Annotated in this window: 11 protein-coding genes; 4 read left to right on the forward strand and 7 right to left on the reverse strand. The window is 71.8% G+C overall.

The window, feature by feature from the left end; all coding sequences use genetic code 11:
• Positions 1–48: 48 nt before the first annotated feature.
• Positions 49–1,035 (reverse strand): DEDDh family exonuclease, encoded by a 987-nt coding sequence (locus tag TNCT6_RS24585; RefSeq protein WP_141362216.1) that lies wholly within the window; start codon positions 1,033–1,035, stop codon positions 49–51.
• Positions 1,036–1,188: 153 nt separating this feature from the next.
• Between TNCT6_RS24585 and TNCT6_RS24590 the strand changes: the two genes are divergently transcribed.
• Positions 1,189–1,899: a VIT family protein gene (locus tag TNCT6_RS24590; RefSeq protein WP_141362218.1), complete on the forward strand. Its 711-nt coding sequence runs from the start codon at positions 1,189–1,191 to the stop codon at positions 1,897–1,899.
• A gap of 34 nt (positions 1,900–1,933) precedes the next feature.
• Here TNCT6_RS24590 and TNCT6_RS24595 read toward each other — a convergent pair whose 3' ends face one another.
• From TNCT6_RS24595 to TNCT6_RS24610, 4 genes are all read right to left on the reverse strand, one after another.
• A complete protein-coding gene (locus tag TNCT6_RS24595; RefSeq protein WP_141362220.1) occupies positions 1,934–2,941 on the reverse strand; it encodes a CopD family protein in 1,008 nt (335 codons plus the stop codon).
• Positions 2,942–3,258: 317 nt separating this feature from the next.
• A complete protein-coding gene (locus TNCT6_RS24600; protein WP_141362222.1) occupies positions 3,259–4,638 on the reverse strand; it encodes a CoA transferase in 1,380 nt (459 codons plus the stop codon).
• 37 nt (positions 4,639–4,675) lie between these two features.
• Positions 4,676–6,211: a S8 family serine peptidase gene (locus tag TNCT6_RS24605; RefSeq protein WP_141362224.1), complete on the reverse strand. Its 1,536-nt coding sequence runs from the start codon at positions 6,209–6,211 to the stop codon at positions 4,676–4,678.
• Positions 6,212–6,302: 91 nt separating this feature from the next.
• Positions 6,303–7,850 carry a S8 family serine peptidase gene (locus TNCT6_RS24610; RefSeq protein WP_141362226.1) on the reverse strand — a complete coding sequence of 516 codons (1,548 nt, stop codon included), beginning with the start codon at positions 7,848–7,850 and terminating at the stop codon, positions 6,303–6,305.
• 259 nt (positions 7,851–8,109) lie between these two features.
• Here TNCT6_RS24610 and TNCT6_RS24615 point away from each other — a divergent pair, with 259 nt between their 5' ends.
• From TNCT6_RS24615 to moaA, 3 genes are all read left to right on the forward strand, one after another.
• Entirely contained in the window at positions 8,110–8,466 is a 357-nt protein-coding gene (locus TNCT6_RS24615) for a DUF485 domain-containing protein (protein WP_141362228.1), read from the forward strand.
• Complete coding sequence (locus TNCT6_RS24620; RefSeq protein WP_141362230.1) at positions 8,463–10,094, forward strand: cation acetate symporter; 1,632 nt, start codon at positions 8,463–8,465, stop codon at positions 10,092–10,094. Before TNCT6_RS24615 ends, TNCT6_RS24620 begins: the two co-directional genes overlap by 4 nt.
• 173 nt (positions 10,095–10,267) lie before the next feature.
• Positions 10,268–11,257 (forward strand): GTP 3',8-cyclase MoaA, encoded by a 990-nt coding sequence (moaA, locus tag TNCT6_RS24625; RefSeq protein ID WP_141362232.1) that lies wholly within the window; start codon positions 10,268–10,270, stop codon positions 11,255–11,257.
• On the opposite strand, the gene TNCT6_RS24630 is transcribed toward moaA, so the two are convergent.
• The gene (locus TNCT6_RS24630) at positions 11,254–11,475 is read right to left on the reverse strand and encodes a hypothetical protein (RefSeq protein WP_141362234.1); all 222 of its coding nucleotides are present in this window, start codon (positions 11,473–11,475) and stop codon (positions 11,254–11,256) included. The two genes, moaA and TNCT6_RS24630, sit on opposite strands and share 4 nt — an antisense overlap.
• 211 nt (positions 11,476–11,686) lie before the next feature.
• Positions 11,687–12,085, reverse strand: a complete 399-nt coding sequence (locus tag TNCT6_RS24635) for a DUF3099 domain-containing protein (RefSeq protein ID WP_141362236.1) — start codon at positions 12,083–12,085, stop codon at positions 11,687–11,689.
• Positions 12,086–12,114 lie beyond the last annotated feature (29 nt).

Consider the following 12,114-nt stretch of genomic DNA (forward strand, 5'->3'; position numbering starts at 1 on the left):
GGGCGAGCGGACCGTGGGCGAGTCGCCCGGTAATCACCCGTACGCCCGTCAGCGGCTCTCCGCCGGTTCCACGTCCCTGAGCAACTGCCCGAACGCCGCCTCGTCCACCACCGGAGTGCCGTACTGCCGCGCCTTGACCACCTTCGACGTGCCCGAGTCCGGGTCGTTGGTCACCAGCAGGCTGGTCAGCCGGGACAGGCTGGTGGCCACGTGCAGCCCGGCCTCGGTGGCCCGGTCCTCCAGCAGTTCGCGGTCGGTGGAGGTGTCGCCGGAGAAGGCCACCCGCATGCCCTGCTTGAGGCGCTTGCCATCCTCGTAGCGACCCGGGTTGGGGTACGGGCACGCGGGTCGCTTGCGCGAGGGGCGCCAACTGCCCCCGCGATAGCCGCCGTTGCCGCCCGACTGCTGCCGGGGCACCGGCCGGTCCGACCACTCCGTCAGCGGCCGGCACTCCAGCAGCGGCAGCCGCATGCCGCCCGCCGCCGCGGCCCGCAGGCTCGGCCGGAACGCCTCGGCCAGCACGCGCGCGTCGTCCAGCGCGTGGTGCGCCCGCTGCTGCACGACGCCGAAGTGCGCCGCCAGCGACTCCAGCTTGTGGTTGGGCAAGGGCAGGTCCAGCTCCTTGGCGAGTGCGATGGTGCACAGCCGCTGCCGCACCGGCGCCTCACTCTGCGCGCGCGCGTACTCCCGCGCGATCATCTGCCAGTCGAACACCGCGTTGTGCGCGACGAGCACCCGGTCCGCCAGCCGCACGGCGAACTCCTCGGCGATGTCCGCGAACAGCGGCGCGCCCTCCAGGGCGTCGCTCGTCAGGCCGTGGATCCACACCGGCCCCGGGTCCCGCTCGGGGTTGACCAGCGTGTACCAGTGGTCCTCGACCTCGCCGCGCGCGTCCAGCCGGTAGACCGCCGCGGAGATGATGCGGTCGTCCCGGGCCAGGCCGGTGGTCTCCACGTCAACGACCGCGTATCCCTTCGGATACGCGGCCGGCCACGGTGTGGGGGACAAGCCTGCGAGCGTGCGGTCTTCGAGCATGGTCACTGAGGATACGGGCCACGACCGACAGCCTCGCCCACTGGTCGCCCCGCGGAGCCGGCGAACCGCCTCCCCCGGGAACGGCGGTGTGCCTCACGGGACATCAGGAACCGCGCGGGGACACGAGGGACGAACCGTGCGATCCTCCGTCCTGTGACGGAACCAACGCATGACGAGCCGCACGGCGGCGCGCTCGGCTCGCGGCTCAACTGGCTGCGGGCGGCCGTCCTCGGCGCCAACGACGGCATCGTGTCCACCGCGGGACTCGTCGTCGGCGTGGCCGGTGCGACGGACTCCCGTTCGGCACTGCTGACCGCGGGACTGGCCGGTCTGCTCGCCGGGTCGATGTCGATGGCGGCGGGGGAGTACGTGTCGGTGTCGACGCAGCGGGACTCGGAGATGGCCGCGCTGGCGATGGAGAAACGGGAGCTGCGCGAGCAGCCCGAGGTGGAGCTGCGGGAGCTGACCGACCTGCTCCAGGCGCGCGGACTCTCGCGTGACGTGGCCAGGGAGGCGGCGGAACAGCTCACCGAGCGGGACGCGCTGCGCGCGCACGCCAGCGTGGAGCTCGGGATCAACCCGGACGAGCTGACCAACCCGTGGCACGCGGCCGGGGCGAGCTTCCTGGCGTTCACGGTGGGCGCGCTGCTCCCCCTGCTGGCGATCGTGCTCCCGCCGGCGGCCTGGCGGTTGGGTGTCACCGTGCTGTCCGTCCTGGCGGCCCTCGTCCTCACCGGCTGGAGCAGCGCCCGGCTGGGCGCGGCCAGGCCGGGCCGGGCGGTGCTGCGGAACGCGGCCGGCGGGGCGCTGGCCATGGCGGTGACCTATGCGGCGGGGAGCCTGCTGGGCGCGGTGGGGGTCTGACGCCCCCTTCGCGCACCGGGCCCGCCGGCTCCGCTCACCAGCGGATCGGCAGCGGCAGCGCCGTCAGCAGCCCCGACACCGCGACGACCGCGCCGAGGACGGCGACCTCGGCCCGCGCGGGGACGCAGGCGGTCAGCGGGTCGGGTGCCCGCCGCAGCCGGATCCGGGCCCACAGGGCGAGCAGGGCGACGCCGGCCACGAGGATCACCTTGGCGAGCAGGGTGCGGCCGTAGGCCGTCGCCGTCAGCTGGTGCAGCACCGTGTCCGCCGGCATCCGGCGCAGCGTGCTGCACACACCCGTCGCGGTCACCCCGGCGAGCGCGGCGGCCGCCACGCGCGCGTAGCGGCCCAGCAGCGCGGCACCCGCCGCCGCCCCGCGCCACAGCCGCAGCGTGCGCAGCACGTGCAGCAGCCCGCCCGCCCACAGGGCGCCGCAGACCAGGTGCACGACGGTCAGCGCGGAGCCGACGAGTGGGGTGCTCTCGGTCCCGGGGTGCGCGCGCAGCGCCTCGGCCACGACCACCGCGGCGAGCGGCCACAGCTGCGTCGCCGGGCGCCGGGAGAGCGCGCACAGACCGGTGAGGAGGAAGGCGTTGACCTCCAGCAGGGCCAGCGCCCCGTCCCGGGTCCGGTAGAGGCCGCCGACGTCGATCTGGGCCGGGCTCTCCGGTACCAGGTTGCCGGTGGCCACCACGGAAGCGAGTCCCAGGGCGGCGAGGAAACCCGCGGCGGCCGCGTGGAGAGCCCAACTGCGCGGACGTTCGACCGGGGCCCCGGGCAGGCGGGCGGCCGGCCGGTTCACGAACAGCTCGCCGACGGGGACGCAGACCGCCGCGAACAGCACCGTCCGCAGCACCGCTATGCCGCCGGTGCCGGGGGCCGCCGCCTCTCCGGTGCCGTGCAGGGCGGCGGACGGACCCAGCAGGGGTATGAGTGCGGCGAGCGCCACCAGAACGAGGACGGCGACGGCCCGGGCCGTCGCACCGCGCCGCCCCGTCCCTCGCGCGTCCCCCGTCCCGGCGGCCGGTCGTATGAGCGTCACCCAAGGATCTTCGCCAGCGACCCCGAACGGGGCAAGCGCGCGAGGCCAAGTGGGGGAGCACGGTTCCGCCCGTACGGTCCTGGTGTCTGGGCACACCCCGTCCCGGGCGACGCGCGGCGCCGCGCGCTGCCACGTGCCCTGTGCCCCCGGGGTGGCCCCGGACGCGGACCGGGCCGGACGCCGTCGTCACCTCACCCGACGGCAACCCGCGCGGCACCCGACGGCACCCGCGCGGCGATCGCGGCCGACGCGCCCGCCGCCCGGTGTCCCGGTGCGCGGGGAGAAGCCGTCGGCCACCCGGCTGCCGGCCGTTTCGGTCAGGTCCAGTGGGGTGCGTCCGTGCCCCAGGGCCCCGGCGGACGGGACCAGCCGGACGGGGCACCGGTGAAGGCGACGGGCGGGCGGGCGTGGAGCAGGCGGCCGATCGGGCTGGTGGTCTCGCCGAGCCAGGGGTCGGGGCTGTCGTACGCGGAGCCCCGCACGGCGTCCGTCGCGGGGACCGGTCCGACGCCGGTCCGCGTCAGCCAGGACGCCGTGCGCGCCAGGGCCAGCCGTACGACCCGGGTGCCGCCCTCCCGCGTCTGCTCGGTCAGGGCGCGCAGCACCGCCGCCGCCAGCAGATAGCCCGTGCCGTGGTCCAGGGCCTGCGCGGGCAGGGCACCCGGCTGCTCGGGCGACCCCTCGATCGCGGCGATGCCGGTGGCGACCTGTACGAGGCTGTCGAAGCCCCGGCGTCCGCCCCACGGCCCGTATCCGCCCCACGCCGACAGCTGTGCCACGACCAGGCCGGGCCGCCGCTCGGCCAGCGCCTCGGCGGAAAGCCCGAACCGGTCCAGGGCGCCGGGCCGGTACCCGGTGACCACGACGTCCGCCGCCGCGAGCAGCTCCTCGAAGGCGGCCCGGTCGGCCGCGAGGTCCAGCGCCGCCGACCGCTTCCCGAAACCGGTGTCCGCGTGCAGGCCGGCCTCTTCGGGACGGTCCGGCGCGTCCACGCGCAGCACATCGGCGCCCAGCAGGGCGAGTGTCCGGGTGGCGACGGGGCCCGCGAGCACCCGGGTCAGGTCGAGCACGCGCAGCCCGGCGGCGGGCAGCAGGGGAGCGCTCGGCACGGGCGCGAGCACGCGCGCGTGTGCCTCGTCCGGCCGCTCCCGCTCGACCAGCGGCCGGGCGGCCACCGCGGCACCCTGCTCGTGCGCGGCCCATTCCCCGGAAGTGCGCAGGGCGACGGCGAGGCCTCCGGCCGCGAACACGGCGTCCTCGACCTCGCGCGCGGACCGCTCGGCGAGTACGGACGCGACCCGGTCCACGTCCTCCGGCACGTCCAGCGCCCGGAGCAACCGCTCTCGGTGGTGCGGGTAGTTGGCGTGCGTGCGCACCCAGCCGTCCGCCGTCCGCCAGAACCGCGACAGCGGCGCGAAGGAGACGGGCGCCTTCCCGTCCACCCGCAGACGCCGCTCGCTCGTGAAGGCCGTGGCCACGGCGCCGTCGTCCCCCCGAACCGTCGGCACCGTGGCGAGCCCCGCCCGCCGCGCTCCCAGTTCGGCGGCGGCCAGGGCGCAGGCACACACGCACGTGCGTGCCAGTTCCCGTACGGGAAGACGCGCCGGGAGCGCGCCTTCCCGTTGCACGGTGGTGACCCGCGACAGCAGGGCCGGATCGCCGCCCAGCGCGGACCACGCGTAGGTGATGTCAGTCATGACCGCACTATGCGGTACCGGCCGACATCCGCCGTGTCTACTTCGTCACGGCGTTGAGGGCGTTGACGACACCCTCGCCGTAGAAGGAGTTCTTGCCCTTGCCGCCCTTGCACTCGGCGTCGATCTTGCCGTCGCCGTTGATGTCGTACGGGGTCGTGCACTCCTTCTTGTCGGCACCCTGGGCCAGCAGCGCCTTCACCTGGTTCGGCTTGGCCTGCGGGTGGGTCGACTTGATGAGCGCGGCGACGGCGGCGACGTGCGGCGAGGCCATCGAGGTGCCGGCCATGTAGCCGTACTGGCCGCCCGGCAGCGTGCCCAGGATCAGGCCGCTGGTGGCGGGGGCGTCGGGCCGCTGGTAGGCGGTCGAGTCGCCACCCGGCGCGGAGACGTCGATGACGCCCTGGCCGTAGTTGGAGAACGAGGACTTGATGCCCTTGGCGCCGATGGAGGAGACCGTGACGGTGCCCGGCAGCATCGCCGGGATGTCCAGGCACTTCTTCGGGTCGATCACCCGGTCACCGGGGGTGGAGTCGTTCGGGCTGCCCGGGTCGAGGATGGTCTTCCCGGCGAGGTCCCAGTTGTCGTTGCCGGCGGCCGCGACGTTGACCGTGCCCTTGCCCTCCGCGTACTTGGTGGCCCGCGACACGGCCTCCACCAGAGCCTTCTGGTCGGGGTCGTCGGCGCAGTTGAAGTTCCACGGGTCGGTGTAGTAGCTGTTGTTGGTGATGTCCACGCCGTGCTCGGCGGCCCAGATGAAGCCGCACACCACGGCCTCGGTGTAGAACCAGCCCTCCGGCGTCGACACCTTGATGCCCGACACCTTCACACCCGGGGCGACACCGACCATGCCGATGCCGTTCTTCGCGGCGGCGATCTCACCGGCGACGTGCGTGCCGTGCGCGCTCTCGCCCTTGTTCGGCCGCCAGGCGCCGTCCGCCGTGTTCGGCTTGCCCGACACGCAGTTCACCGACGCGGCACGGTTGAAGTTGGCGGCGAGGTCCGGGTGGGTGTCGTCCACACCGGTGTCGATCACGCCGACCGTGACCTTGGAGCTGCCCAGGGTGACCTCGTGGGCCTTGTCCGCCTTGATCATCGGCAGGTCCCACTGGAGCCCCTGGAGCGGCTCCTGGTCGGCCGCGGAGGCCTCGGTCGCCGCGGCCAGCTCCGCACCGGTGAGCACCTGCGGCGACCACATCTCGGTGGTCGACTGCGGGGACAGCGGAGCGGTCCGGGTGGAGCCCGCGGACTCGACACCCTTGTCCTTGCGTATCTCCTTGGCGAAGTCGGCGTTCGACGAGTGGACGACGATGACGCCGATCTGGTCGTAGGCGATGACGACCGAGCCGCCGGCCTTGCCGATCGCCTTCTGCACGGCCGCGGAGCTGTGGCCGGGACGGATGTTGACGACGTAGCTCAGCGCGTCCCCGTCGGCGGCGGCGGAGATGCTCTGCGCGGCGGCCACCTGCTGACCGGCCTCGGTGGCGGACGCCACGTTCGGCAGGAACGCGAGAGCGGAGGCGACGGCCATGCCGAGCGGGATGGTGACGGTACGCCGGTTGAGGCGAACGCTCATGTGAACTCCAGTGTTTCGAACCATTGCGGTGCGGCATGCGACAGGCATGCGAAACGTGGGGGGCGTATGTGGAAGTGACGGGCCGTGCCGGTCACTTGACCGCGCGGAGCGCGTTGACGACGCCGGAGCCGTAGAACCCGTTGCGGTTCTTGTTGCCCTTGCAGAACGAGTCGACGACGCCGTTGCCGTCGGGGTCGTAGGGCTCGACCGGGCATCCCGGGTTGTCCGCCTGGGCCTTGAGAAGGGCCAGCAACTGGGCGGGCTTGGCGTTCGGATGGGTCGACTTCAGCAGCGCGGCGACACCGGCGACGTGCGGGGCGGCCATCGACGTGCCCTGGAGGAAGCCGTACTGGCCCTCCGGCATGGTCGACAGGATGCGGCCGTTCTGCGACGGGGTGTCCGGGATCTGGTACTTGTCTCCGCCCGGTCCCGCGACGTCGATGACGCCGTCGCCGTAGTTGGAGTAGTACGACTTGAGGGTCTGCACGCCGGTGGCGCTGACCGTCACCACACCCGGCAGCTGTGCCGGCACGTCCAGGCACTTCTTCGGGTCGATCGTGCGGTCGACCGCGGTCGTGTCGTTCGGGCTGGACGTGTCGAGGATCGACTTGGCGGCCAGATCGTGGTTGGAGTTGCCCGCGGAGGCCACGCTCAGGGTGCCCTTGCGCTGCGCGTACAGCTGGGCCCGGCCGACGGCGTCGAGGACGGCCTTCTGGTCGGCGTCGTCCTTGCAGTTGTACAGCCACGGGTCCACGTAGTAGCTGTTGTTGGTGACCTGCACACCGTGGTCGGCGGCGAACACGAAGGCGCAGACCACGCTCTCCGGGTAGAACAGCTCGGTGTCCGGCTCGGCCACCCGGATGCCGGAGACCTTCACGCCCGGCGCGACGCCCGCGACGCCCGTCCCGTTGCGGGCGGCGGCTATCTCACCCGCGACATGCGTGCCGTGGTAGTGGTCGGGGCTGGCGGGCCGCCAGGCGCCCGGCGAGGTGTCCGGCTTGCCGCCGACACAACTGGCCGACTGCTTGGCGGAGAAGTTCGGCGCGAGGTTCGGGTGGGTGTCGTCGACGCCGGTGTCGATCACGGCGACGGTGACCTTCGGGCTGCCCGGGTTGATCGCGGCGGCCTTGTCGGCGCCAATGGCCCGCAGGTCCCACTGCTCGGCCTCGAGGGGCTCCTGGGCGACCGACCCCTTCGGGGTCTTCGACGCCTTGGCCGTCTTCTTCAGCTGTGCGACCTCGGTCTCGGAGAGGTACTGCACCGCGCCCTCGTCCGTCGTCCCGGACGCGCGTAGAGGCGCGGTGCGGGTGGCACCCGCCGAGTCGACTCCATGGGCCTTGCGGACGGTCCTGCCGAAGTCCGGGTTCGCGGAGCGGGCCACGATGACGCCGATCTGGTCGTACGTCATCACGATGGTGCCGCCGGCCGCGGTGATCGACCGTTGCACCTGGGCGATCGTGTGACGGTCCGTCTTGGTGTTGACGACGTAAGCCATAGTCGGCGCGTCCTTCGCCTGCGCCGCCGAGGCCGCTCGGGGCGCCGCCGACGCCGCCGAGGGCAGGAAGCCGAGTGACGCGGTCAGCGACAGCGCGACCGGTACGGCCAGGGCGAGGCGGCGTCTGGAACGCAGATGAGCCATGGGGTCTCCACATCATCCGGGTGCAGACCTGCCCGACCACAGGTGGCAGCGCAGGCAGGTACATGACGGGTGGTGCAGGGTGAAGCTATCTCGCCGCCTCCCCCACCAGCAATGACTTAGCAATGACTTGTTCAGACCGGTTGCGAAACAACCAACGGAACTTGAACCGGTCACCGCGTGGCGCCGTGGACCTTGGGCGGGGAACCCGAGCACGATCGGGCCCCTGTCCCAACCGCATCCGACACGCGAGGAGACCGAAGTGGCCACCGAGACACCGCCACCCTCGAAGACCCAGGCCCCACTCCCGAGCACCGAGGAGTTCGTCGCGGTGCGGGACAGCGCGGAGTTCGTCGAACTGCGCCGTTCCTACCGATCCTTCGCCTTCCCGCTGACCGTCGCCTTCATCGCCTGGTACCTGCTGTACGTGCTGCTCTCCAACTACGCGGGCGGCTTCATGGGCACCAAGCTGTTCGGCAACATCAACGTCGCCCTCGTCCTGGGCCTCGCCCAGTTCCTCACCACGTTCCTCATCGCCTGGTGGTACGCGCGGCACGCCGCCGCCGAGCTCGACCCCAAGGCCGAGGCCATCAAGTCCCGGATGGAGGGCGCCGAATGAGCCCCGCGATCGCACCCACGCTGACCCTCGCGGCCGGTGAGGCGAGCCGGCACCGGCCGCTGATCATCACCCTGTTCGCGGTGTTCGTCCTCGCGACCCTCGTCATCACCGTGTGGGCCGGCCGGCAGACCAAGGACGCCGCGGACTTCTACGCCGGAGGACGGCAGTTCACCGGCTTCCAGAACGGCCTCGCGGTCTCCGGCGACTACATGTCCGCCGCGTCCTTCCTCGGCATCGCCGGCGCCATCGCGCTGTTCGGCTACGACGGCTTCCTGTACTCCATCGGCTTCCTCGTCGCCTGGCTGGTCGCCCTGCTCCTGGTCGCCGAACCACTGCGCAACTCCGGCCGGTACACCATGGGCGACGTACTGGCCTACCGGATGCGCCAGCGCCCGGTCCGCACCGCGGCCGGCACCTCCACCATCGTGGTGTCGATCTTCTACCTGCTGGCCCAGATGGCCGGCGCCGGCGTCCTGGTCTCCCTGCTGCTCGGCATCACCAGCGACGGAGGCAAGATCGCCATCGTCGCGCTGGTCGGCGTGCTGATGATCGTCTACGTCACCATCGGCGGCATGAAGGGCACCACCTGGGTGCAGATGGTCAAGGCCGTGCTGCTCATCGCCGGCGCCGTGCTGCTCACCTTCCTGGTCATGCTGAAGTTCAACTTCAACATCTCCGACCTGCTCGGCAAGGCCGCCGCCAACAGCGGCAAGGGCAGCGCCTTCCTGGAGCCCGGACTGAAGTACGGCGCCACGGGCACCACCAAGCTCGACTTCCTCTCGCTCGGCATCGCCCTGGTCCTCGGCACCGCCGGTCTGCCGCACATCCTGATCCGCTTCTACACCGTTCCCACGGCCAAGGCCGCCCGCAAGTCCGTGATCTGGGCGATCGGGCTGATCGGCGCCTTCTACCTGATGACCCTCGCGCTCGGCTTCGGTGCCGCCGCGCTCATCAAGTCCGACGAGATCATCGCCTCCAACAAGGCGGGCAACACCGCAGCGCCACTGCTCGCCCTGCATCTCGGCGGAGTCGATTCCAACTGGGGCGCCATCCTGCTGGCCTCCATCTCCGCCGTCGCCTTCGCCACGATCCTCGCCGTCGTCGCCGGCCTGACCCTGGCCTCGTCCTCCTCCTTCGCCCACGACATCTACGCCAACGTCATCAAGAAGGGCACCGCCACCGAGAAGCAGGAGGTGAACGCGGCCCGCTGGGCGACCGTCGGCATCGGCGCGGTCTCGATCGTCCTGGGCGCCCTCGCCCGCGAGCTGAACGTCGCCGGCCTGGTCGCGCTCGCCTTCGCCGTCGCGGCCTCCGCCAACCTGCCCACGATCCTCTACAGCCTGTTCTGGAAGCGGTTCACCACCTCCGGCGCCCTGTGGTCGATCTACGGCGGCCTGGTCACCGCGGTCGGCCTGGTGCTGTTCTCGCCGGTGGTCTCGGGCAAGCCGACGTCGATGTTCCCCGACGTCGACTTCCACTGGTTCCCGCTGGAGAACCCCGGCCTCATCTCGATCCCGGTCGGCTTCCTGCTCGGCGTCGTGGGCACCCTCCTGTCCAAGGAGACCCCGGACGACGCCAAGTACGCCGAACTGGAGGTGCGCTCCATGACGGGCACCGGAGCGCACTGAACGCCCACCCGTCCAAGGCGGCCGCGTCGCGGGGATCGTAGATCCCTACGACGCGGCCGCGCCGTATCTCGTGACTTCCGGCGCTGTCGTTGTCAGCGGTGTCACGTAGGCTCGCAGATGACGACAACTTCGAGTGGTGCGCCACATGAATCCGGGACGAGGGAGGGGGCCACATGCTCATCGACACCTACGGCCGGGTGGCCACCGACCTGAGAGTCTCACTGACCGACCGGTGCAACCTGCGCTGTACGTACTGCATGCCCGAGGAAGGGCTGCAGTGGCTGGCCAAGCCGACCCTGCTCACCGACGACGAGATCGTCCGCCTGATCGACATCGCCGTCACCTCCCTCGGCATCAGGGAGGTCCGCTTCACCGGCGGCGAACCCCTGCTGCGCCCCGGCCTGGTCGGCATCGTCGAGCGCGTCGCGGCGCTGGACCCCCGCCCGCAGACGTCCCTCACCACCAACGGCATCGGACTGAAGCGCACCGTGACCGCCCTGAGGGCCGCCGGCCTGGACCGGGTCAACGTCTCCCTGGACACCCTGCGCCCGGACGTCTTCAAGGCGCTCACCCGCCGGGACCGGCACAAGGACGTCATCGAGGGCCTCGAAGCCGCCCGGGAGGCCGGCCTGACCCCGGTGAAGGTCAACACCGTCCTGATGCGCGACCTGAACGCGGACGAGGCCCCGGACCTGCTGGCCTGGGCGGTGGAGCACGCCTACGAGCTCCGCTTCATCGAGCAGATGCCCCTGGACGCCCAGCACGGCTGGAAGCGCGAGGGCATGGTGACCGCGGCCGAGATCCTGACCTCGCTGGGTACCCGTTTCGAGCTGACCCCCGAGGACGCCGGGGAGCGCGGCTCGGCGCCGGCCGAGCGCTGGATCGTGGACGGCGGCCCGCACCGCGTCGGCGTGATCGCCTCGGTGACCCGCCCGTTCTGCGCGGCCTGCGACCGCACCCGGCTCACGGCCGACGGCCAGATCCGCACCTGCCTGTTCGCCACCGAGGAGACCGACCTGCGCGCCGCCCTGCGCTCCGGCGCCCCCGACGAGGAGATCGCCCGCATATGGCGGGTGGCGATGTGGGGCAAGAAGGCGGGAGCGGGCCTGGACGACCCGTCGTTCGTCCAGCCGGAGCGGCCGATGTCGGCGATCGGCGGCTAGGCGCTGCCGTCCGGGGCTTCCCACTCGCTGAAGGGGACCACGTCCTTCAGAAAGCCCCGCACACCGAGGAACTGCGACAGGTGCTCCCGGTGCTCCTCGCACGCCAGCCACGTCTTGCGGCGCTCCGGTGTGTGGATCTTCGGGTTGTTCCAGGCCAGCACCCACACCGCGGCGGCATGGCAGCTCTTGGCGGAGCAGATCGGGGTTTCGTCAGTCACGGGTTCGTCTCACAGCCACTGCACACAAGGCGACGCCGAGCAGCCACGGGGGGAGCTGCCCGGCGTCGGTCTGTCGCTCCGACGGGGGATGCGGAGCGCGTACGAAGTATGTCACGGGTAACCCGCCGCCCGGCACCGGAACAACATGATTGATCTGAGCGTTTCTTGAGCTTTCCGGAAGGCCACCGTTCGGCCGCGCCGACGGGCCAGGTCAAGCCCTGTCACGCGGCTCGCGCGCCGCGCCGGCCGCGCTGTCGCCCGCGGTGTCGTCCGTGGCGGACCGGGCGAAATCGTCGTCGCTCCGCGGCGGCGTGATCATCGGTTTCGACGGCATGGTGACGAACGTCGACGGCAGTTTGGGCGCGCCCTCCCGCCCCGCGTTCGCGATCACCACGGCGACATAGGGCAGCACCGCCCCGAGTACCAGCGCCACGATCGCCACATACCGCTCGACGTTCCACAGCGCCACCGCGAGGATCACCGACGCCGTACGGATCGACATCGAGATGACGTACCGGCGCTGCCGGCCGCGCACATCCTCCTGAAGGCCCGTCCGGGCTCCCGTGATCCGGAACACCTGGGCGTTGCCCTCGCCGTGCAGTTTCCGCATCACCTGTCCACCATTCGTCCGTATCGGAC

Origin of the sequence: Streptomyces sp. 6-11-2 (assembly GCF_006540305.1) — a bacterium.
Lineage (GTDB): Bacteria > Actinomycetota > Actinomycetes > Streptomycetales > Streptomycetaceae > Streptomyces.